Annotated in this window: 18 protein-coding genes; all 18 read left to right on the plus strand. The window is 58.8% G+C overall.

The window, feature by feature from the left end:
- The first annotated feature begins 215 nt into the window (after positions 1-215).
- The 18 genes from AB4O11_RS18295 (at position 216) to AB4O11_RS18380 (ending at position 24061) form a co-directional block, all read left to right on the plus strand.
- Positions 216-698 (plus strand): sigma-70 family RNA polymerase sigma factor, encoded by a 483-nt coding sequence (locus AB4O11_RS18295; RefSeq protein ID WP_460131110.1) that lies wholly within the window; start codon positions 216-218, stop codon positions 696-698.
- Positions 699-829: 131 nt separating this feature from the next.
- The gene (locus tag AB4O11_RS18300; RefSeq protein WP_099758507.1) at positions 830-2164 is read left to right on the plus strand and encodes a lysine N(6)-hydroxylase/L-ornithine N(5)-oxygenase family protein; all 1335 of its coding nucleotides are present in this window, start codon (positions 830-832) and stop codon (positions 2162-2164) included.
- Positions 2165-2737: 573 nt separating this feature from the next.
- Positions 2738-5437 (plus strand): magnesium-translocating P-type ATPase, encoded by a 2700-nt coding sequence (gene mgtA, locus AB4O11_RS18305; protein ID WP_116255271.1) that lies wholly within the window; start codon positions 2738-2740, stop codon positions 5435-5437.
- Positions 5438-5582: 145 nt separating this feature from the next.
- Entirely contained in the window at positions 5583-6299 is a 717-nt protein-coding gene (locus AB4O11_RS18310; protein WP_007913384.1) for an MgtC/SapB family protein, read from the plus strand.
- A 312-nt stretch (positions 6300-6611) separates the two neighbouring features.
- Complete coding sequence (locus AB4O11_RS18315) at positions 6612-7145, plus strand: fimbrial protein (RefSeq protein ID WP_093431979.1); 534 nt, start codon at positions 6612-6614, stop codon at positions 7143-7145.
- Positions 7146-7292: 147 nt separating this feature from the next.
- Positions 7293-9674, plus strand: coding sequence for a fimbria/pilus outer membrane usher protein (locus AB4O11_RS18320; protein ID WP_460127770.1), 2382 nt, complete (start codon positions 7293-7295; stop codon positions 9672-9674).
- A 29-nt stretch (positions 9675-9703) separates the two neighbouring features.
- Positions 9704-10438, plus strand: coding sequence for a fimbrial biogenesis chaperone (locus AB4O11_RS18325; protein WP_095047683.1), 735 nt, complete (start codon positions 9704-9706; stop codon positions 10436-10438).
- Positions 10435-11457, plus strand: a complete 1023-nt coding sequence (locus AB4O11_RS18330) for a fimbrial protein (RefSeq protein ID WP_460127772.1) — start codon at positions 10435-10437, stop codon at positions 11455-11457. Before AB4O11_RS18325 ends, AB4O11_RS18330 begins: the two co-directional genes overlap by 4 nt.
- A gap of 115 nt (positions 11458-11572) precedes the next feature.
- Positions 11573-12760 (plus strand): EAL domain-containing response regulator, encoded by a 1188-nt coding sequence (locus AB4O11_RS18335; RefSeq protein ID WP_093431988.1) that lies wholly within the window; start codon positions 11573-11575, stop codon positions 12758-12760.
- Positions 12761-12910: 150 nt separating this feature from the next.
- On the plus strand, positions 12911-13537 hold the full coding sequence (locus AB4O11_RS18340) for a response regulator transcription factor (protein ID WP_093431991.1): 627 nt from the start codon (positions 12911-12913) through the stop codon (positions 13535-13537).
- Positions 13538-17173 carry a transporter substrate-binding domain-containing protein gene (locus AB4O11_RS18345; protein ID WP_460127775.1) on the plus strand — a complete coding sequence of 1212 codons (3636 nt, stop codon included), beginning with the start codon at positions 13538-13540 and terminating at the stop codon, positions 17171-17173.
- A 130-nt stretch (positions 17174-17303) separates the two neighbouring features.
- The gene (locus tag AB4O11_RS18350; RefSeq protein WP_245398035.1) at positions 17304-17717 is read left to right on the plus strand and encodes a DUF4398 domain-containing protein; all 414 of its coding nucleotides are present in this window, start codon (positions 17304-17306) and stop codon (positions 17715-17717) included.
- Between the two features lie 10 nt (positions 17718-17727).
- Positions 17728-18501, plus strand: coding sequence for an OmpA family protein (locus tag AB4O11_RS18355; RefSeq protein ID WP_460090324.1), 774 nt, complete (start codon positions 17728-17730; stop codon positions 18499-18501).
- A gap of 230 nt (positions 18502-18731) precedes the next feature.
- A complete protein-coding gene (locus AB4O11_RS18360; RefSeq protein ID WP_186624673.1) occupies positions 18732-20906 on the plus strand; it encodes an autotransporter outer membrane beta-barrel domain-containing protein in 2175 nt (724 codons plus the stop codon).
- Positions 20907-21073: 167 nt separating this feature from the next.
- Entirely contained in the window at positions 21074-21484 is a 411-nt protein-coding gene (locus AB4O11_RS18365) for a hypothetical protein (RefSeq protein WP_093432000.1), read from the plus strand.
- Positions 21456-22766: an EAL domain-containing response regulator gene (locus AB4O11_RS18370; protein ID WP_460127777.1), complete on the plus strand. Its 1311-nt coding sequence runs from the start codon at positions 21456-21458 to the stop codon at positions 22764-22766. Before AB4O11_RS18365 ends, AB4O11_RS18370 begins: the two co-directional genes overlap by 29 nt.
- An 89-nt stretch (positions 22767-22855) precedes the next feature.
- Positions 22856-23299: a chemotaxis protein CheY gene (locus AB4O11_RS18375; RefSeq protein WP_093432006.1), complete on the plus strand. Its 444-nt coding sequence runs from the start codon at positions 22856-22858 to the stop codon at positions 23297-23299.
- A gap of 135 nt (positions 23300-23434) precedes the next feature.
- On the plus strand, positions 23435-24061 hold the full coding sequence (locus AB4O11_RS18380) for a response regulator (protein ID WP_460127779.1): 627 nt from the start codon (positions 23435-23437) through the stop codon (positions 24059-24061).
- The last annotated feature ends 9 nt before the right edge of the window (positions 24062-24070 follow it).

Below are 24070 nucleotides of genomic sequence, written 5' to 3' on the forward strand. Positions count from 1 at the left end.
AACGATGAATGCACAAGGGAATTTAAGCGCCGTACACATCAAGTAACAGGTAGCCAGGCGCGACTATTTGGGGCGGATGTGGAAACAACTCTTTAAATCTATATGAGAATTACTATAAATTACGCACCTCACGTTGCCACTATCTTGCTACTGCGTTTGCGGCGGCTGGATCAGTGTGCTCAAGGACAGGAACTGCATCGATGCGGTCGGGAGTCATGTTGGAAAACTACTATCGCGAGCTGGTGTGTTTCCTTAACGCCAAGCTGGGCAACCGTCAGGTGGCCGAAGATGTGGTGCATGACGCTTATGTGCGGGTACTGGAGCGTTCCAGCGACACACCGATCGAACAACCGCGGGCCTTTCTTTATCGCACGGCATTGAATCTGGTCATCGACGATCATCGGCGCAACGCCTTGCGCCAGGTCGAATCGCTCGATGTGCTGGACAGCGAAGAGCGCTATTTCACCCCGTCGCCCCACGGCACCCTCGACCACGGTCAACGTCTGGAAATGCTTCAGCGCGCGTTGGCCGAGTTGCCGCCGCGCTGCCGGGAAAGTTTTCTGCTGCGCAAGATCGATGGTCTGTCCCATCCGGAAATTGCCGAGCACCTGGGGATTTCCAAGGCGTTGGTGGAAAAGCACATCGTCAACGCCATGAAACATTGCCGCTTGCGGATCAAACAATGGGACGCCCATTGATCCTTGCTGGTTAAATTTCCGTTCATCGTCCTCGTTCCTACTCAACAGACGACCTGCTGACCTGATTCAGGCCGGTCAGGCCACCCAGGCTTTATCCCCGCGTTGAGGGGTTCATCCAGAGGACACTGGAAATGACACAGGCAATTGCATCGCCCATCGTTCACGACCTGATCGGCGTCGGTTTCGGCCCTTCGAACCTGGCGCTGGCCATCGCTCTGCAAGAGCGCGGCCCGACTCAGGGCGAACTGGATGTGCTGTTCCTCGACAAGCAGGCCAACTACAGCTGGCACGGCAACACCCTGTCGACGCAAAGCGAGTTGCAGATTTCCTTCCTCAAGGATCTGGTGACCCTGCGTAATCCGACCAGCCCGTACTCGTTCGTCAATTACCTCAAATATCACGGTCGTCTGGTCGACTTCATCAACCTCGGCACCTTCTATCCGTGCCGCATGGAGTACAACGACTACCTGCGCTGGGTCGCCGGGCAGTTCACCGAGCAGAGCCGTTACGGCGAAGAAGTGCTGACCATCGAGCCCGTGCTGCACAACCACCAGGTTGAAGCGCTGCGCGTGATTTCCCGCGATAGCCAGGGCCTGCAACATGTACGCACCACCCGTTCGGTGGTGGTCAGCGCCGGTGGCACACCGCGTATTCCGGAGGCGTTCAAAGCGCTGAAGGGCGATAGCCGCGTGTTCCACCACTCGCAATACCTCTCGCAAATGGCCAAGCAGCCGTGCGTGAACAATCAGCCGATGAGCATCGCGATCATTGGTGGCGGGCAGAGCGCGGCGGAGGCCTTTATCGATCTGAACGATTCGTTCCCTTCGGTGCAGGTCGACATGATCCTGCGCGGCTCGGCCTTGAAGCCCGCCGACGACAGCCCGTTCGTCAACGAAGTGTTCTCGCCTGAGTTCACTGATCTGGTGTTCCAGCAGAACAGCGTCGAGCGTGAGCGTCTGGTCAACGAGTACCACAACACCAACTATTCGGTGGTCGACATCGACCTGATCGAGCGCATCTACGGCATCTTCTATCGCCAGAAGGTTTCCGGAGTTGCCCGTCACGCGTTCCGTACCCTGACCACCGTCGAGAAAGCCACCGCTACCGAAAACGGTATCGAACTGGCCGTGCGCAACAACGCCACCGGCGAAGTCAGCGTACGCAACTACGATGCGGTGGTCCTGGCCACTGGTTACGAGCGGCAGATGCACCGCAAACTGCTGGCACCGCTGGAAGAATACCTGGGTGATTTCGAGGTCGATCGCAATTACAAACTGATCACCGACGAACGCTGCCAGGCCGGCATCTACATGCAGGGCTTCTGCCAGGCCAGCCATGGTCTGAGCGATACGCTGCTGTCGGTGCTGCCGATTCGTGCGGACGAGATTGCCGGTTCTTTGTATGACCATGGCAAGAACCGTGGGCATCGGTCGATGGCGGATCTGCTGTTGGCGACGGCCAGTTGATTTTTTAGCGCCTCACATACCGCTTTCGCGAGCAAGCTCGCTCCCACAATGGTTCTGTGTACGCCGGACAAATGTGGGAGCGAGCTTGCTCGCGAAGGGGCCTTCAAGAACACCGCAAAAATTCGTTCCTGAACCCTTCCTGAACATCCCCCACATTCCCCGACACACTGCCTTTTGCGGGTTTACTCTCCAGACATCGGGGCGTAAGCTTCGCGCGTTTTCATCAATAGCGGAGACCCACAGTGGGTACTTGTTCGAGTGACAGTTGTCGGCCGGTCTCGGTAACCGGCAGATTCTCGGCAAGATAACGCGCAGCCTTTCTCTGCCGTTGTCTCGCCGTAACAGCGAGCAGCGGCATCCCGTGCATGACCCGTCCTGGGCCATGTCTGGACGTTCCTTCTCATCGACGCTGAACAGAGCGTGATTGCGACTTTATTGTCGTCATCGCAGCCCTATCGACACGCCTGTCGTTTCTGACTGGCGCGCCAAGCCTTGCCGTGCCGGTTTTTCCGGCGGACGAGGCGCGGCCGTACCTGCTTGACGGTTTCCCGGCTGACCATAGGGGCAACAGCCATGAAACTTACGCTCAAGGAATTCTTCGCAGGTTTTCTGCGGACCCGCCACATCGCCCGGCACTTCCGTCGTCTGGCGCTGCTGGAATCGATCAACGACACCACGGTCAGCCGTGAAGTCCCGCCGACTTTGGCCAACACCCTGGTCGATGCCGCGCATTGCGACAGCGGTGTGTTGCTGTCGTCACTCGGCACGCATTCCGATGGCCTCACCGATTTCGAAGTCGATGCGCTGCGTGCGCAATACGGTCTCAACGAAGTCGAACACGAGCAGCCGCTGCCATGGTGGATTCACCTGTGGCACTGCTACAAAAACCCGTTCAACTTGCTGCTGACGTTGTTGGCGGTGATCTCGTGGCTGACCGAAGACCTCAAGGCCGCCGTGGTGATTTTCTCCATGGTGGTGCTGTCGACGCTGCTGCGTTTCTGGCAGGAAAGCAAATCCAACCAGGCTGCCGACGCGCTGAAAGCCATGGTCAGCAACACCGCCACGGTGATGCGCCGTGATGCACCGCGCAGCGAGTTGCCGATCAAGCAACTGGTGCCGGGCGATCTGATCGTGCTCTCGGCCGGCGACATGATTCCCGCTGATTGCCGGGTGCTCAGTGCCAAAGATCTGTTCGTCAGCCAGGCGGCGATGACCGGCGAATCGATGCCGGTGGAAAAATTTCCGCGTCAGCAGGATCGCGACACGCGCAATCCTCTGGAGCTGGACAACATTCTGTTCATGGGCACCAACGTCGTCTCCGGCACGGCGGTGGCCGTGATTCTCACCACGGGCAACAGCACCTATTTCGGTGCGCTGGCCCAGCGTGTCGGCGCAACCGATCGCGCGGTGACTTCGTTCCAGCAAGGCGTCAACAAAGTCAGCTGGCTGTTGATCCGTTTCATGTTCGTCATGGCGCCGCTGGTGCTGTTCATCAACGGTTTCACCAAGGGTGACTGGACCGAAGCATTGCTGTTCGCGCTGTCGATTGCCGTCGGCCTGACCCCGGAAATGCTGCCGATGATCGTCACCTCGACGCTGGCCAAAGGCGCGGTGTTCCTGTCGCGTAAAAAAGTCATCGTCAAACGTCTCGATGCGATCCAGAACTTTGGCGCGATGGACGTGCTGTGCACCGACAAGACTGGCACGCTGACCCAGGACAAGATCTTCCTCGCGCGCAATGTCGATGTCTGGGGCGAAGACTCCGATGACGTGCTGGAAATGGCTTACCTGAACAGCTACTACCAGACCGGTCTGAAAAACCTGCTCGATGTCGCGGTGCTGGAACACGTGGAAATTCACCGTGAACTGAAAGTCGGCACGACGTTTCGCAAGGTCGATGAGATCCCGTTCGACTTCAATCGTCGGCGTATGTCGGTGGTGGTCGAAGGACGTGGCCAACCACATCAACTGATCTGCAAAGGTGCCGTGGAAGAAGTCCTGGCGGTGTGCAGCCGCGTGCGTCACGGTGAGGTCGATGAAGCCTTGAGCGATGAATTGCTGACCCGGATTCGTCAGGTCACCGCAGCATTCAACGCTGAAGGCTTGCGCGTGGTGGCGGTGGCCGCACGCTCGATGCCTGAAGGTCGGGAGATTTACAGCCTGGCCGATGAGCAGGAACTGACGCTGATCGGCTATGTGGCGTTCCTCGATCCACCTAAGGAAAGCACCGCGCCGGCGCTCAAAGCCTTGGCCGAACATGGCGTGGCGGTGAAAGTGCTGACCGGCGACAACGAACTGGTGACTGCGAAGATCTGCCGCGAAGTTGGCCTTGCTCAGCAGGGTTTGTTGCTGGGTAATGACGTTGAACGCATGAGCGATGCCGAACTGGCGGTTGCCGTAGAGACCACCAACGTCTTCGCCAAACTGACGCCGTCGCACAAGGAGCGCATCGTGCGCGTCCTCAAAGGCAACGGTCACGTGGTCGGCTTCATGGGCGACGGCATCAACGATGCGCCCGCGCTGCGCACCGCCGACATCGGTATTTCCGTGGACAGCGCGGTGGACATCGCCAAGGAAGCGGCCGACATCATCCTCCTGGAAAAGAGCCTGATGGTGCTGGAGGAGGGCGTACTCGAAGGGCGGCGCACCTTCGCCAACATGCTCAAGTACATCAAGATGACCGCCAGCTCCAACTTCGGCAACGTCTTTTCGGTGCTGGTCGCCAGTGCGTTCATTCCGTTCCTGCCGATGCTGCCGATGCACCTGCTGGTGCAGAACCTGCTCTACGACATTTCGCAGATCGCCATTCCATTCGATAACGTCGACGAGGACATGCTGAAAAAACCACAACGCTGGCAGCCGGGTGACGTCGGGCGCTTCATGCTGTTCTTCGGCCCGATCAGTTCGATCTTTGACATCACCACGTTCGCCTTGATGTGGTACGTATTCGATGCCAACACCCCGGATCACCAGACCCTGTTCCAGTCCGGCTGGTTCGTGGTCGGGTTGCTGACCCAGACGCTGATCGTGCACATGATCCGCACGCCGAAGATTCCGTTCCTGCAAAGCCGCGCGGCCATGCCGCTGCTGGTGATGACCGGGATCATCATGGCGGTCGGCATCTTCCTGCCGATGGGGCCGCTGGCGCACTACTTCAAACTGCAGGCGCTGCCGTCGCTGTACTTCGTGTTCCTGCCGGTGATTCTGCTGGCGTACATGGCGCTGACCCAGGCAGTGAAAGGGTTCTACATCCGCCGGTTCGGCTGGCAATAACCGCACGGCCAACACCGTTCCCCTGTGGGAGCGAGCCTGCTCGCGAAGGCGTCCAGTCAGTTAATCATCTGTTAGCTGACACACCGCTTTCGCGAGCAAGCTCGCTCCCACAAGGAGTTGATGCGTTCTCAAGAGGGAGATACACATGCAAGCCATCAACAACCTCAACCTCGATTCGCTGCTCGATACCCTCGTCAGCCTCAGCGCTGCGTTCATTCTCGGCGGTCTGATCGGCTTCGAGCGTCAGTACCGGCAACGCACCGCCGGCCTGCGCACCAATGTGCTGGTCGCCGTCGGCGCGGCGATTTTCGTCGACATGGCCAACCGTCTCGCCGGTGCCGAAGGTGCGGTGCGTGTGGTCGCCTACGTGGTCTCCGGCATCGGTTTTCTCGGCGCCGGGGTGATCATGCGCGAAGAGGGCAACGTGCGCGGTCTCAATACCGCCGCGACCCTGTGGACCTCCGCAGCGGTCGGTGCCTGTGCCGGGGCCGATCTGCTCGCCGAAGCCGTACTCGGCACGCTATTCATTCTGGCCGCCAACACCTTGCTGCGGCCGATCGTCAACAACATCAACCGCCAGCCACTGGACGTGGTCTCGGCGGAAGTCACCAACATCGTTTACGTCATCGCCCGGCGCTCGCAGCAAACCGCCGTGTTCGCCTTGCTTGAGGCCGAGCTTGAACGCAGCAACTACCCGGCCAGCGATGTTGATGTGCATGCCTTCGGCGCCGATGAAATCGAAATCGAAGCGACGCTGGCGACGACGTCGGTCGATGGTGATGAACTGGATGCGCTGGTGGCGCGGATTTCCACATCGGCGCTGGTGGTGCAGGCGTTCTGGAGTCCGAGTACCACGGAATGATCGTTTTCGGTTGCTGAGAATTGTCCTACAAGGCGGCAAGAAAGAGCCTACATTTTCACCCTTGGGTCTCGATCACTATTTGTTCCGGAGCAGAGATGCCCGGCGTCCTGATGACTCGATGCGTTATTACGGAAGTGCAATGAATACCTGGAAAGTTCGGCAGGGAATGGCCGGAAAGAGGGGGGAACCATTCGTTGCAGATTCCGTGATGAAGGTTGTTCGCTACAGCGAGCAAGCCTGTTGTCGCTGATGAGTAATTGGGAGAGCCAGGCCGCTGGGCCGAATAAACAACTATCCCAAGAGATGTAAAAAATGAAAAAGATCGTCGCTGTTACCGCCGCTACCGTTGTCATGGGTCTCGCTTCTTTCGCCAATGCTGCGACGCCGGCTTCCGGCAACCCTGGCACCGTACGTTTCAATGGTGAAATCGTATCCGGCGCCTGCGGTATCGACGCCAGCTCTCTGGACCAGACCGTTTCCCTGGGGCAGGTGCCATCGAACCAGTTCAAGGCGATCGGTGATCGTTCGACGCCGACCAAGTTCGACATCATCCTGACCGACTGCGACACCACCACCCAGAAGAACGCCCGCTTCACCTTCAGCGGTGTGCAGGATCCAGCGGTTCCGGGCCTGTTCGCCACTACCGGTCTGGCGCAGAACGTCGGCATCCGTCTGCAGGCCAGCGCTGGCGAAATGCTCGATAACGGCACCGAGCAGGTCGCTCCGGTTGTGCTGCAAAACGGCAACAACACCGTGACCTTCGCCGCCATGTATGAAGCCACCTCTGCGACCGTCACCACCGGTGAAGCAGACAGCGTTGCGAACTTCACCGTGGCCTACAACTGATACCTCGGTATCGCACGTTGTAAGAGAAAGGGGTGAAAACCCCTTTTTTCTTTTCCGTCAAAGTTCTGATAAAGGCTATTTCCCGTGTACGGCCGAAAACTTTTCGTGTCTTGCGTGTTGATCTCCTGTGCGCGTTATTCAAACGCTGTGGAGTTTAATTCGGAGTTCCTGAATATCGATAAAAACGACGATATCAGTCTCGGACAGTTTGCCCACGCCCAATATACTGTGCCCGGTCGTTACTTGCTGGATATCACCGTCAATCAGCGTTATTTCGGCTCACGTTCGATCGAGTTCAAGAGCGGCGCCAACCCGCAAGAAAGTTACGCCTGTCTGCCCGAAGACCTGGTGGCGACCTTTGGTCTCAAGCCTGCGTTGCTCAAAAGCCTGCCGCGTCTGGCTGAGGGGCAATGTGTGGATTTGCGTGGCATTGAAAATGCCTCGATCAAGTACATGAAAAACCTTGGACGGCTGTCGATCAGTCTGCCGCAGGCCACCTTCGAATATGACGATCCCAACTACATTCCGCCTGCCGCCTGGAGCGACGGGCTCAACGGCGCGTTGCTTGATTACCGAGTGATCGCCAACAGCCGCGAAACCAATACGCCGTCCGGCGATTCGCGTTCATTGCAAAGCTATGGCACGGCCGGGGTCAACCTCGATGCCTGGCGCATCCGCGCCGATTATCAGGCGCGGCAAGAATCAGGTAGCCAGAATAATGATCCCCACGGCGAAGCGTTCCAGTTGAACCGCTTGTACGCCTATCGCGCGTTGCCATCGATACGTTCGAAGCTGTCGGTCGGTGAGGACTATCTGAACTCCGATGTGTTCGACACCTTCGCCTTGCGCGGTGCGACCCTGAGCAGCGATGACCGCATGTTGCCGCCGAACCTGCGCGGTTATGCGCCGCTGATCAGTGGCGTGGCGCGTACCAACGCGACCGTCACCGTGTCCCAGCAGGGTCGTGTGTTGTACTCGACCACGGTGACCCCGGGTGCGTTCAGCCTTCAGGATCTCAACAGCAGCGTGCAAGGCACCCTGGATGTGACCGTGCGCGAAGAGGATGGCAGCGAACAAACGTTTACCGTAGCCACCGCCGCAGTTCCGTTTCTGTCCCGTGAAGGCGAGTTGCGTTACAAGGTTTCCGCCGGCCAGCCGCGCCTGACCGGCAACGGCGGCACAGAGCCTGAGTTTGTCGCCTCGGAAGCGGCCTATGGTCTGCCAAGGGACTGGACGATCTACGGTGGCGTGCTGGCGGCCTCGGGTTATCAGTCGAATGCCATCGGTATCGGCAAGGACCTTGGCGTATTCGGCGCAGTGTCTGGTGATGTCACCACGTCTCGGGCGAAGCTGCGCTGGAACGGCGAAACCGTGGCCGGCAACTCTTACAGAATCAACTATTCCAAGCGTTTTGACGCCATTGGCACCGACCTGCGGTTTTTGGGTTATCGCTTTTCCGACAAGACCTTCACCAACTTTTCGCAGTTTGTCGGCGATGCCGATTCCTATGCGATGAACTCAGGCAAGCAACGTTATTCGGTGACCTTGGCCAAGCATTTTTCCTGGTTATCGACGAGTTTTTCCTACGACCATTCGACTTATTGGGACGCGCCGGCAGCCGATCGTTTCGGCATGACCGTGGCGCGCAGTTTTTCCCTTGGCAACGTCAAGAACATCACCGCAAACCTGTCGGCTTACCAGACGCAAAACAGTCGGCAGAATGACTCGCAGATCTACCTCGGCGTGACGGTGCCACTGGGGGGCAATTCGATGGCCTCCAGTAACCTGCAGCGCTCGGGCTCCGGCGATTCGTCCGCCAGTGTCGGCTACAGCCATGACGACGGCGAAGGCGTGAACTATCAGGTGTATGGCGGCGTTGGCGACAACCGCTACGTCAACGCCTATGTCGGTAAACGCGCTTCGAGTTACCGCGCCAATGCGTCGGCCTCCACCGATGGCAGCACCTATCGCTCGCTGACCGGCGAACTCGACAGCTCGCTGGTCGCCACCCGTTATGGAGTCTCGGCCCATGGCAATGGCACCAATGGCGATACGCGCCTGCTGGTGTCCACCGATGGCGTACCGGACGTGGCCTTCACCGGGCAGACCCGCACCAACCGGGACGGCTATGCGGTGATGGATGGCTTGCCCTCGTTTCAGGCTTACGAAGCGCGGGTCAACGTCGAAAAACTGCCGCTCAACACCGAAGTGTCCAACCCGATCCAGCGTCTGGCGCTGACCGAGGGAGCCATCGGCTACGTCAATTTCGCCACGGGGCAGGGCCGCAACGCATTTGTCGTGTTGACCCGCAACGACGGTAAACCGGTGCCTTTCGGCGCATCGGTGCAGGACAAGAACACCAACCGGGAGGTGGGCATCGTCGGCGAGGCGGGCGTCACTTATCTGTTGGGCATCAAGGTTGGGGCTGAACTGGTAGCGCGTTGGGATGACGCCGGCCAATGCAGTCTGGCCAAACTTCCTGAGGAGGACGTGGTGAGCAATATCGCCAAGCCTGCCCAGTGTCTGTAACCGCGTCTTCCAATAAACCCGGAGTCATCATGTCTCGTTTTGCCTTGTTTACTGCTCACCGTCTGTTTCTGGCCGCGGGCCTTAGTCTGCCGCTGTTGGCCAGCGCCGCTGTGGTGCCGGATCGCACCCGGCTGGTGTTCGAGGAAAGTGCACCATCGGTCAGTGTCACAGTCAGCAACAAAAACCCGCAGCTGCCATTTATTGTGCAGTCGTGGATCGAAAACGAGAGTGGCCAGAAAGTCACCTCACCGTTCATGGTCCTGCCACCGCTGCAGCGCATCGAGCCGAACGAAAGCAGTGTGTTGCGTATCGTGAAATTGCCCGAACTGGCCCTGCCGGCGGACCGCGAGTCGGTGTTCTATTTGAACATTCGCGAGATTCCGCCGAAGAGCCAGGCCGTCAACTCGATGCAGATCGCCTTGCAGTCGAAGATCAAATTGTTCTATCGCCCGGCAGCGGTGAAGCGTGAGCGTGGCGAAGACCTCGCGCTGGGCCTGAACCTGAAAATCGACCCGGCAGCGAAACAGCTGATTGTCGATAACCCGACACCGTTTCACATCACTGTGGTCGGGCTGCTGGCCGGCCCGGAAAAAACCAGAATGCCGATCGATACGGTGATGATCGCGCCACGCGGCAATGCGCGCTTTGCCCTGAGCAACACCGCGTTCAGCACCTTGCGGGTGTCGAACATGAATGACTTCGGTGGCCAGTCCGATACGTTGTTCAACTGCGTGGCGAACGTCTGCAAAGGCGTGAGACCGTGAGCCTGTTCTCCACGCTGACCCGGCTGGTCGCGGCCGCAGTGCTGCTGGGCGCGTCGCAGTTGGCTTCGGCGATGGTCTGCAAGTCGCTGGACGGCGGCAGCTACCTGAGCGAATACATTGGCCCGGTGTCGGTGCCGGACACCGTGCCGGATGGCACGATCATCTGGCGCTCGAAAACCCATGTGGTGCCGGCCGACTGCTGGAAACTCTTCGATCTGCACTTCAGGGAAGACGATCCGATCTACTTCTATGGCAACCCGGCAGGACTCAATGCCACCCCGTGGGGCATCGAATTCGGTCTGGTGTATCGCGGCGTGACAGCCTGGGACGGCGACTGGAGTTCCAACCCGACCCAGGGCGTGAACAGCGGATTCGTATCCCGTGGTTGCCCGGACGCGACCAGCGGCGCTGACATGCTCGCGTGTTCACGGGTGACGCCCAGCATTGCGTTTCAGGTGGTGATCCGCAAACGCGGATTGTTGCCCTTGCAGCGTCCCTCGCAAGACACCTACGACGTGTTCCAGTTCGACGGTCTCTATGGCTTGAATGGCGGGCCGAGCAACCCGGCGGGCAACTTCCGTTTTCAACTCTCCGGGTTGCAGAACATTGTCGGCACCGCGTGCACGGTCGACGTCACGGTGACGCCGGAGCCGGGCATTGTCGACTTTGGCGTGATTCAGAAAACCACCACTGGGTTCTCGCCGCCCAATCCGACCCGGCCCTTCAGCCTCGCGCTGGAAAAGAAGTGCAGCAGTGCGATCAACATCGGTGCGACGTTTGTCACCGCCAACCAGCAGGGGCTTTACAACATTCTGCCGACGGCAGGCAGCCAGTTCGGCATTCAGGTGCGCGATGCCCACAACAATCTGGTGCAGGTCAACGAGCCTTTCCCTCTGGCGAATTTTCCGGCGGACGTCAGCCATATCGATGTGCCGTTCAGCGCGTCGGTGGTGTCGCTGGGCGATCCCGAAGTCGGACCGTTCGAAGCGATCATGGTTGTGCAGATCGTTTACTACTGATGACGCATTAGCCTCTGGGAAATTTCCTACATTGACGCAGGATAAGTCCTGCGTTCAACCCTGCTGGCGCAGGCCACTATCCGGTCTCCCGGGTCAATTGAGTGATTAAAGGAAGATGACCTCCCCACGTATTCTGGTGCTGGAAAATCATGAGTTTGCCCGCAACGTGCTGGTCAGGATGTTGCAACGCCTGAGCGTGCGTGACGTGTTGCAAGCACCGGATGCCGAGCAGGCCATGGTGCAGATGCACCTGCAGGGCGGGGTCGATATCGTGATCTGCGACCTCACTGACCGGGGCCTCGATTGCCTGGAATTCCTCCGTGTTGCCAGCCACAGCGGTATGGTGCGCGCGGTGTTGCTGTGCAGTGAGCTCCCCCCGGAACTGGCGCGCACCTTGGGGCAAATGGCCTCGCTGGGCGGTCTGCAATTGCTCGGAGTGCTGAGCCGGCCGGTGCAGCTGCGTGCCTTGAACCGCCTGCTGTATCGCTATAAACACGGGCGGATCCCGCCGGTGCTGGCGCCACCGAGCAAAGAGTTGCCCCACGAAGATGAAGTGCGCCGCGGGCTGGCGCTGGGTGAGTTTCGGGCGTGGTTTCAGCCGCAGTTTCAATTACACAGCGGTGCGGTGATCGGCGTGGAAGCGCTGGTGCGTTGGCAGCATCCCGCGCGCGGGACGCTGTTGCCTTGCGACTTTCTCTCCGCCGTGCTGGCGTATGACTTGACCGACCAGATGTTCAAACAGTTGCTCGAACAGGGCCTGAACTTGCTGGGCATTTTGCGTCATCGTGGTGTGGCCTTGCAGTTGGCGTTCAATCTGCATGCCTCGCAACTGACCCATAGTGCTCTGGTGGAACACATCAAACGGGCGCTGGAGCGGCACGGGTTCAACGGATCGGTTCTGATGCTCGAACTGGCGGAGAACGGTTTGCTCGATTGCCCGCCCGGCACGCAGGAGAACTTGTTGCGTTTGCGCCTGCTCGGCTGCGGATTAGCGGTCGACGACTTCGGTGTCGGGTTTTCCTCGTTGAAGCTGATGTGCCAGTTGCCGTTCACCCAGATAAAACTCGATGGCCGTTTTGTCCAGCACCTCGACCGTCAACGCAACCGGGCGATGGTCGCCAGTACGAGGGTGCTGGCTCGTTCGTTAGGAATGGATCTGGTGATCGAAGGCATCAGCAGCCCAAAGGTGCTTGAGCATGTGCGCGAGCTGGAGTGCGAAATGGGTCAGGGTTATTACCTGGCCCGTCCCATGAACGGACATGACTTGCTGCAATGGCTGGAGAAGCCAGAGGGCGAGCGCTGATCGTTGTGCGGTGCTGTGCGGTGTTTTCCAAGAATTTTCCTACAATTCTGTGGTGCTCGTGTATGTTCTGCACGTGGAGCATCTGGACTGCTGTCCCATTGTTATTTGTGGCGTTGCCAAGTAGTTGATCAACGTCTTACAGGGGTTTTTATGTTGAAAGCGATCATCGTGGACGATCACCCGTTCATTCGCTCTGCGGTCAAGATGCTGTTGAAACAGGAACATTTCGAAGTCGTCGCGGAAGCGGACAATGGCGCCGATGCTGTGCAGCTGGCCCGCGAACATACCCCCGACCTGATCATTCTGGACATCGCCATGCCCAAGCTCGACGGCCTGGAGGTGATCTCGCGTATCCGCGCGCTGAACCTGTCTTGCAAGGTCCTCGTGCTGACGTCGCAGTCGGCACAGTTCTATTCCATGCGCTGCATGAAGGCTGGCGCAGCCGGATACATGTCGAAAACCAACGACCTCGACGAGTTGGTCAAAGCCATCAAGGTGGTGATGGACGGCTATACCTTCTTCCCCAATCTGGCCAGCAGCTCGGTGCGCCGCAGCGATGCGCAGGCCACCGATCTGGAACTGATTCAGAGTCTGTCTGATCGCGAGTTGACGATCCTGCAGCAACTGGCCAAGGGTTTGAGCAACAAGGAAATCGGCGAAGCCATGCTGTTGAGCAACAAAACCGTCAGCACTTACAAGACGCGGCTGATTGAGAAACTCAACGTCAAGTCGGTGGTGTACCTCGCCGATTTTGCCAAGCGTAACAACCTGCTCTAGATGATTATTTTCGTCAGAAATTGCCTGGCCGGTCTGGCACTGTTCGGCTCAATGTCGTTGCTGCAGGCCATGGCCGCGACGCAGCCCGATACATTGCAATTGCTCGGTCGCTCGGATGTCGACGAGTATGCCGTGCCACTCGATGAGCCGGACTGGAGCTGGTTGCGCCGCAAGGGGCGTCTGTTGCTCGGCGACAGCAGCCCTGATTACGCGCCTTTTGCGATCACCGGCAACGGCAATGATTACGAAGGTCTGACGGCCGATTACGCACAACTGATCGAACAATTGCTGCACGTCACGGTCGAGGTCCGGCGCTACGCCTCGCGCGGCGATCTGCTGACGGCGCTGAAGCACGGCCAGATCGATATGATCGGCACCGCTAACGGTTTTGAGGCGGCGGATCCCGAACTGGCAATTTCTTCGCCTTACGCTGACGATAACCCGACCCTGGTGACGCGCATCGATGAGAGTCACAACCTGCCGGAAGACCTGGCGGGCAAACGAGTGGCGATGCTCTATCACTACCTGCCACCGGAAACGGTCAAGGCGTTTTACCCAAAAGCCGACGTGCAACTGTATCCCTCGACACTGACGGCGATCGGTGCCGTGGCGTTCGGTCAGGCTGACGTCTATCTGGGCGACCTGCTCAGCTCCAATTACCTGGTCAAGAAGAACTACCTCAACAACGTTCAGCTCAGCGATTTTTCGCGTATGGAAACCCAGCCCTTCAGTTTTGCCGTGACCCGGGACAACACTCGGTTGTTGCACATTCTCGATGCGGCGTTGAAGGTCATTCCTGCGGAAGAGCGTATGAGCATCCGGCGCCGCTGGAGTGTCGGCGGGGTGGCCATTCCCGGCCAGCATCGACTGCATTTCAGCGTGAACGAACAGCGTTGGCTGGATCACCATCCGCGTATCAAAGTCGCGATCAACGAAAACTTTCTGCCGTTGACTTTTGTCGATGAAGCCGGAAAGTTTCGCGGAATCAGTGCTGATGTGCTGGCCAAGATCAGCCTGCGCACGGGCCTGCAATTCGATATACAGCGTGTTGAGTCGGTGGGCGACCTGATCGGTGAGGTGACCAGCGGCAAGGCCGACATGCTGGCGGCGTTCACGCCGAGCACCGAGCGCGAAGGTCAATTGCGCTTTACCCGGCCGTACCTGATCAACCCGTTCGTGCTGGTCACTCGCCGTGGCGGCGAACCGATGACGCTGGATCAGATGGCCGGCAAGCGCCTGGCGCTGATCAGCGGCAACATTCTGCGCGAGTACCTCATCGAGCAATTCCCCAAGGTGCAACTTGTGACGGCAGGCAACGCCGCCGAGGCCATGGAGATGGTCGCGTTGGGTAAGGCCGACGGCGCGATCAATTCGCTGGTCAGCGCGCGCTATTTGATCTCGCGCCAGTACCGCGACACATTGCAGGTCACCAGCACGGTCGGCACCCAGCCTGCACGCATCGCACTGGCCACCAATCGCGGTGCGCTGGAGTTGTACTCGATCCTCGACAAGGCACTGTTGAGCATCAGTCCGGAAGAAATGGACGAGTTGACCAACCGCTGGCGCAGCGAAGTGGTGGTGGACGACAGTTACTGGCTGCGCAATCGCGCGATGATCATCCAGGGCTTCGTGATCGCCGGCGTGTTGCTGTTGGTGGCGCTGGGCTGGATCGCCTATCTGCGTCTGTTGATGCGCAAGCGCCGTCAGGCTGAAATTGCGCTGAACGATCAGATGGAGTTCATGCGCGTGCTGATCGACGGCACGCCGCATCCGATCTACGTGCGCGATCGCGAAGGTCGCCTGGTGATCTGCAACAGTGGTTATCTGCAAGTGTTTGGTACCGAGCGCGAAGCGGTCATCGGCAAGTTGGTCACGGACGGCGTGCTCAGCGATATGCAGCAGGCACAGACGTTTCAGGATGATTATCTACGGGTGATGGAGGACGGCTTGCCGAGCATCCAGGACCGTAGCCTGAATCTGGCGGACGGCCGCGCGCTGACCATCTACCACTGGATGCTGCCGTATCGTGGCAGCGACGGTGCAGTCAACGGCATGATCGCTGGCTGGATCGATGTCAGCGAGCGTCAGCATCTGTTGCAGGAACTGCAAATCGCCAAAGATGTTGCCGATGACGCCAACCGCGCCAAAACCACGTTCCTGGCAACCATGAGCCATGAAATTCGGACGCCGATGAACGCCATCATCGGCATGCTCGAACTGGCGCTGAAAAAGGCCGATCAAGGTGTGCTGGATCGCTTTGCCGTTGAAGTGGCCTCGGGCGCAGCGCGGGGCTTGCTGGACCTGATTGGCGACATTCTCGATATTGCACGGATCGAGTCCGGGCGCCTGTCGCTGGCGCCGGAGCGCGCCAATCTGCGTGAACTGATTGAATCGGTTGCGCGCATTTTTGAAGGCCTGGCGCGCCAGAAACAGTTGCGTCTGCAACTGGACCTGGATGCCCTGAGCAACGTCGACGTGTTAATCGATCCGCTGCGTTTCAAGCAAGTGTTGTCGAACCTGTTGAGCAATGCGACCAAGTTCACTGATGTGGGCAAGGTGGTATTGAGCGTGCAGGTCGAGACCGGCAGTGATGATCGACTGCGCCTTTGCTTGCGCGTGACCGACAGTGGGCGCGGCATCTCGCTTGTGGATCAGGCGCAATTGTTCACGCCGTTTTCCCAGGCTGCCAACCATGGTCAGTCGGCCCAGGGCGGCTCCGGGCTGGGGCTGATGATCAGTCGCACCTTGTGCGAAATGATGGGCGGCAGCCTCGCGCTGACCAGCGAATTGGGGCAGGGCACGCAGATCGAGGTGCGGTTGAATCTACCGACACTCGATCCTCTGAACGCCGCGCCGGTCGAGGAAAACGTGGCACTGCAGGCCAGTCACTGTCTGAATATTCTGGTGATTGACGATTACCCGGCCAACCGTCTGCTGCTGTCGCAGCAGTTGAGTTATCTGGGCCACCGGGTGACGGATGCCGAGGACGGCGCCCATGGTCTGCGTGCCTGGCGCAATCAGACGTTCGACGTGGTCATCACCGACTGCAACATGCCGATCATGAATGGTTACGAACTGGCCCGGGCGATCCGCGATGAAGAGGCGACGCGAGGATTGGCGCGCAGCCTGGTGTTGGGGTTTACCGCCAATGCGCTGGCCGAGGAGAAGGATCGTTGCGCCGAGGCCGGCATGGACGATTGCCTGTTCAAACCGATCAGCCTCAGGGATCTGAATCTGCGTCTGGCCGCAGTCGTTCCACGACCTCGTTCACCGACTGAAGACGAGCCCGGCGATGTCGGCACCGGTGACATTGATCTGGGCAGCCTCGAACAATTGACCCGTGGCGACCGCGCGTCGATCAACAGTCTGTTGAGCGATCTGGCCACGAGCAATGCGCAGGACATGGCCAAACTGATGCGCCTGTTTACCCAGCACGACATGCCCGGGCTCGCCAATCTGGCCCACCGGGTCAAGGGCGGCGCACGCATTATCAAGGCGCACTCACTGATCCAGGCTTGTGAAGCGCTGGAGGTTGCCAGCGAAGGTCTCGACACGCAGGTTCTGACCGAAGCGGTGGATGCCTTGCAGCAATCGATGGAACGCTTGGCGGAGCAACTGGACGAGCGCCTGGCGTAACAAACTATTTCCAGTTTCCCTGTGTTTCTTGCGAATTTTCCTACATTCGTCACTGGCTCTCTGTCGCTAACGTGCGGTGGTCTCGGCATACAGCCGAGCTCACTTCACTGGTTAACATTTGGAGCTGTTGATGACCCTTCCACGTATGTCTTCCCGTGCACGATTGGCCGTCTGTGGACTGGCCGTTGCTGCGGCGTTGAGTGCCTGCGCCAGCGCACCGCTGCCAGAGCAACAGATCAGCTTGTCCAAGGACGCGGTCAACCGTGCGGTGTCGGCCGAAGCAACCCAATACGCACCTTTGGAAATGAAGGCAGCGCAAGACAAGATGTTCCAGATGGAACGCGCCCTCGGTGAGAAAAACTACCCGCAAGCCAAGTTGTTGGCCGAACAGATCGAAGCCGATGCCAACCTCGCCGAACGTAAATCGCGCGCTGTGAAATGGCAGAAACAACTGGCTGACGCGCGCAATGGCATTGAGGTGCTCAAGCAGGAAATGCTGCAAGACCCGGTCACCGGTTTCAATCCGCCAGCCAGCGCTCAATAAGGACTTGTTCATGTCGAATTTCAAACTGTTGCCCATCGCTTCGCTGATCGCTCTGACACTGGCCGGTTGCGCCACACCGCCTGAAAACCCGCAACTGCTGCAAGCCCGCGAACAGTTCGCGGCGCTGCAAAACAAGCCGGAAGCCAACACCCTCGCAGCCATTGAAACCAAGTCTGCCTTTACGGCGTTGAACGCGGCCGACCAGGCGTCGCAGAAGAACCGCCAGGCACCGCAAGTCGATCAATTGGCCTATCTGGCCAGCCAGAAAATCGCCCTGGCCGAGCAGACCATTGCCGGTCGCCAAGCAGAGGCGGGTCTGAAGAAAATCGACGCCGAGCGTACCCAGGTGCAACTCGACGTGCGCACTCAGCAGCTCAAGGCGCTGCAAGCGATGAAAGCGCAGAAAACCCAGCGCGGGGAAGTCGTGACCTTCGGCGATGTGCTGTTCGACACCGGCAAGGCCGATCTCAAGTACGGCAGCCAGCGCAACTTCGAACAACTGGCGCAGTATCTGGCGGCCAACCCTGAACGCAAGGTGCGCATCGAAGGGTTTACCGACGATGTCGGCGGTGACGATTTCAATCAGCGTCTGTCGGAGCGGCGCGCAGACGCCGTGGCTTTCGCGCTCAAGCAAATGGGCATCGGCGCTGATCGGCTGATCACCAAAGGCTACGGCAAGCAATTTCCGATTGCCGATAACGGCAATGCTCGCTCCCGTCAGCTCAACCGTCGGGTGGAGGTCATCATCTCTTACGGTTCAAGCGTGGTCGGTGCACGCGGCTGATGAGCGATCAAGCGAGCCTGCAACGGGCTCGCTTTCTTGCATCTGAGCATGGGTCAAGACCGATCAATGCTCTTGGGAAATTTCCTACAAAGACAAGGAAAAATCCTACTCAGAAAGTCCCTTCGATTCTCTAAATTGCCGGTTCCCCGAGTGCGAACCGGTTCCCTCAAAGGTTCTGACTCAACTCTATTTACGCCGTTGCCCAAGAGGGCGCACGTGAGGTTCTGTTGATGAAAACCCGTTCCCCGTTGTTCCAGCGCAACCCTGTCGCCGTGGCCGTCGCCATTGCGTTTTTGCTGCCACTGCACGCCAGTGCCTACACCTCTTCAGTCAATGGCGGGGCAGTGATTTATGACGAAAGCGTTACCACCGGCGTGCAATCGATCGGAACCAACGGCACGGCCCATCGCACCACGGTCAGCGGTAGTGGGACGCAGAGCGTATTTCAGAACGGTGTGACCTACGACACCGTAGTAGATGGTGCGACACAAAACGTTCTCAGTGGCGTCAGCCATGGCACGGTGGTCAATAACGGCGGCTCACAGATGGTGGGCACCAGCGGTATTGCCAATGACACCGTGCTCAATGCCAGTCAGCAGACCGTCACTCGTTCCACGGCCAACCGCACGCTGATCAATGCGGGCAGCGTACAGACGCTGGATATCATGGCGATTGCCAACGATAGTCAGGTCGGTGCTGGCGGTACGCAAAACCTGATCAACATGGCGGTGGCTAACGGCAGCGTGATTAACGCAGGCGGTGAGCAAACCCTGCGCCGTGGCTTGGTCGGCGGGGCGGTGGCCAATGACACGCGCGTGCAGGGTGGTACCCAAAGCGTGTACGCCACTGGCACGGCCAATAACAGTACGGTCAGCAACGGTGGTCAGGTCAATCTCTACACGGGTGCCCAAGCCAATGGCCTTGTGGCAGACGCAGGTGGCACGGTGAATGTCATGGAGAACGGCGTGAACACGGTGGACTCGCTGACCCTCAATGGCGGGCGTCTGGCATTCGCGCCGGGCAGCGACGGTACGTTCAAGACGCTTACGGTCAATGCTCTTTCCGGTAGCGGCAGCATTTTGATGAATACCGATATCGCCAATCAGCGTGATGATTTGCTGATCGTGCAAGGCGCCGGCATGGCCAGTGGTGATCACACGCTGATCGTCGGCGATAGCGGTAATGAACCGACGACCTCCGATGGCCGCTTGCTGTTGGTCGATACGAACGGCGGCAGCGCGAAATTCGCCCTGTATGGCGGCCACGTCGATGCGGGTGCATTCCGCTATACCTTGCGCCAACAGGGTGATGACTGGGTACTGGCGAGCGGGGGAGCGATTCCGGTTGATCCGGTAACGCCGGTGGATCCAGAGACGCCAGTAGACCCCGGCAATCCGGTGGAGCCAGTGACGCCAGTTGATCCGGTCAATCCAGTGGATCCGGTGGGCCCTGTGACGCCACCGCCGCGCCCGATCGACCCGGCGCCGGAAAACCTGTCCAAAGGGGCCAACGCCGCCATCGCCGCGCACACCGCCGGCGCCAGCCTGTGGAACGCGCAGATGAACGCTCTGGTCAAGCGCCTCGGCGAGTTGCGCATGGGCGAGGATGACGGGGGGCTCTGGACCCGCGCCATCGGCAAGCGTTTCGATGTGAGCGAGCATTCCAGCCGCGCCTATTCCCAGGACGTCAGCGGTCTGGAAATCGGTGCCGACAAGGCTTTCGCAGTGGACAGCGGCAAGATTTATGTCGGTGGCATGGTCGGTACTGCGCGTTCCGATCTGGATTTCGGTGAAGGGGCGTCGGGCGATATCGACAGCCGCATGTTCGGCATTTACGCCACTTACCTCAATGACAATGGCGTCTACGTTGACAGCGTCTTGAAGTACAGCCGTTTCGATACGGACATCAAAACGCCGAACAATCTGGGGCAAGCGGTAAAAGGTTCCTACAGCACTAATGGTGTCGGTGCTGATATCGAGGTTGGCAAACGCATCAATCTGAAGGATGGCTGGTTCGTCGAGCCGCAACTGGAAATCACTGCGACCCGCACCCAAGGGGCCAGTTACACCGCCAGCAACGGTCTGCGCGTCAAGTCCGATGATCTGGATTCACTGCAAAGCCGTGTCGGTTCGCTGTTCGGTCGCAGCCTGGAGCTAAGCAATGGCATGAAGGCCCAACCGTATGTCAAAGCGTCGTACATCACCGAGCATGCCGGCAGCAGCAAGGTCAGCGTCAATGGCAACAAACTCGATGCCGAGCTGCCGGGCAACCGCGTCGAACTCGGCTTCGGCGGCGTATTGCAGGTCAGTGAGAAAAGCAAGATCTCGCTGGATGCCGAGTACGCCAAGGGCAATGGCATCGAACAGCCATTCGGAGTGAGCCTGGGGTATCGCTACCTTTGGTGAGGCGGGTTGCCACGTCGGATCCTTCCGACGTGGCGTTGTTCTTCAAAGGGCGTCGGAGATTTCTTGGTATTTTTTCAGACTCGTCCTACATGCTTTGACGACTGTTTTGCCTAGTGTGTCGCCTCTTACGCCGCGAGCGGCGACCTTTTCTACCTCTGTCGAAACCAATGTCCTACAAAAGCTGGCGAATTCTGATTGCCGACGAGGAGCCTGCGTTGCACGCCCGAATCGGCAAGACCTTTAAAGAACTGGGCTGTCGCGAACTGACGCGGGTGCACTCGTTTCGTGAGTTGTTGGGCGTGACCCATTACTCCAGCGAGCCCTTCCAGCACTTTGACCTGATGATCATCAACGCGGGGTTGATCGCCGCCACTGGCGTGGATTGGGTGCGGTTCTTTGCAAGCAATGCACAGATTCGCCACGGGGTGATTCATGACACTGTTCGCGGCCAGCCGCAGGCTCAGACGATTTATGCCAACCACCGACGACAGTTGATGCTGATCCGTACCCCGGACCGGCAAACCCTTGGCCCTTTGCTGGAGCACCTTGATGTTCAGGAACAATCCCACAACCGTTGAGACCTCTGCTGGCGAGTCGAATACGCCATTGGCCACGACACACCATGCTCCCGGCATCGACGACTCAATTGCCGTGCCTGCTCTGCCGCTGCGTGTGTTGGTGTTGGAAGACCATGCGTTCCAGCGCTCGGTGGCGGTCAACATGCTGCGTACGCTGGGTTGTCGCGAAATCTTCGAGGCCAGTGACGGAGCTCAGGCGCTGGCGCTCTTGCAGGAAGTCGGTACGGTCGATGTCGCCCTGTGCGATTTGCAGATGGAGGGGATGGACGGGCTGGAGTTTCTGCAGCGGGTGGGGGCCTCGGGGCAGGTCAAGTCGGTGATCATCAGTAGTTCGCTGTCGGCAGACCTGCGTCGTGCGGTGCATCAGATGGTGGCGTTGCTTGGCCTGGAACTGCTTGGCGATGTAGGCAAGCCTTTGCATGTGCAAGTGCTGGCGAATCTGCTGAGCAAATCCCTCGACAGGCCGGCTCTGGCGCAACCCACGGCCGCTGCCGTGACGCTGGCCAGTGAGGCGTCGGTTCGTCAGGCGTTGGCGCAGCAGCAATTGCAGGCCTGGTATCAGCCCAAATTCAACCTGCAGACCGGTGAGGTCTGTGGTGTAGAGGTGCTATGCCGCTGGCTCCATCCAACCCACGGCATCCTTTCGCCCGCTTTGTTCATGCCTGTGCTGGAGCGTTGCGGGTTGCTCGACGAGCTACTGTTTGCGCAGATCGAGCAGGCACTGGGCGTGCAACGAAGTGCTCGTGCACAGGGAGTTTTCCTGAATGTTGCGTTCAATCTGCACGCTGTGCAGTTGGCCAATGCGCAGCTCACGACCACGTTGAAGAACCTTCTGGCGCACCACGGCGCTTGCGGTGCAGGTCTGACTTTCGAACTGACCGAAAGCGGTCTGCTAGAAGCGCCGGCCACCAGCCTGGAAAGCCTCGTCCGCCTGCGAATGATGGGCTGTCGTCTGTCGATCGATGACTTCGGCGCCGGCTTCTCATCTTTGCAGCGCTTGTGTCAGTTGCCGTTCAACGAGATCAAGCTCGACGCCGAATTCATCCGCAATCTTGAGCACGAACCGCGATGCCGGGCGGCGATCAGCAGCACACTGGCGTTGGGAGAAACCCTCGGCATGAGCGTGGTGATCGAAGGAATCGAGACCGATGCACAGCGTCGTGAACTGTTGGCATTGGGGTGTTCCCAAGGGCAGGGCTACTGGTATGCGCGGCCGATGTCGGGGGCCGATTTGTTGCTTTGGTTGCAGCAGCACGGTGATCGGCGTGACTCGGATGAGTGAACCTTCTTTTAGGAAAAGTCCTACAGAACCTGTCGTGTGGCTTGCGTAGTCTTGCCGCACCCAGAAACCGTGACACCGGGAGATTGAACATGATCAATAAAGCCCTGCGCATCCTGATTGCAGACTCGCAGCATTTCCACCGGATGAAAATCGAGCGTCTGTTCAACAGCCTCGATTACTACCGCGTGGCCCCGGTGCAAAGCCTCACTGAACTGTTGACGCTGGTGGACTACGGTTGTGAGCCGTTCGATGTGGTGGTCATCAACGCCGAGCTGGCGGCGCGTTCGCTGGATCTGCTGGGGTTTTTCCTTGATAACCCGCAGATTCGTCAGGCGTTGATCTACAACGAAGGCACGGCGCCGTTGCAACAGACCTCGGGGTTCGCTCAGGAGAATGTGCAGATCAGTCATTTGATGTTGCCTTCAAAGCAGTCGATCAGTCAGTTGATGGCGCTGGTCGATGTGCCCGCAAAGCCAGGTAAACCGGTCGCTCACAAGCCACACCCGCTGATGCAGTACGTTGCGCATGCATAAAAAGTCCCCGGCCGCAACTGTCAGACCTGACAGGTGCTTTGCTCCCCGTTCCATGCAACAGTCCCTGTGCAGCCACTGAGTCTGGATCAGCCCCCATCGGTGGCCTGCCCGTCAGCCTTTGCACCGGGAGTGGCCATGAAGTTAGCGCTGATCGTCGACGATCATCCGGTGGTGCGTGCCGCCATCCGGATCGTGTTGCAAGCCGAAGGATTCAAGCAGATATACGAGGCGTCCGAAGGCAACGAGGTGATCTCGCTTATTCGTGAACACAAGCCTCAATTGGTGATCCTCGACCTGAATTTGCCAGTGCTCGGCGGGCTGGAGGTGCTGGCCCGGATCAAGGCCAATGATCTTCATTGCCGAGTGCTGGTGTTCAGTACACACGAGCCGATGTTCTATCAGGAACGCTGTGTGCGCGCTGGGGCCATGGCCTACGTGACCAAAACCAATCAGCTGGAGCAGTTGCGCAATGCCATCCGGGCGGTGGTGTCGGGGCATACCTTTTTCTCTGCGCTCCCGGACCCTTTCAGTACGCTGAATGCCGTACAGATCACGGAAAAACAGATGATCGAGCAGCTCTCCGACCGTGAGTTGAGCATTTTTGCGCAACTGGGGCAGGGCAAGTCCAACAAGGCGATTGCTGAGGACATGCACCTGAGTCACAAAACCGTCAGCACCTATAAGACCCGTCTGATGAAAAAACTCGGAGTGAACTCAGCGGTACACTTGCGCGATTTCGCCAAGCGCAATCATGTGATCTGAGCGAACAGA

It is taken from the genome of Pseudomonas sp. H1_D05 (assembly GCF_054682705.1).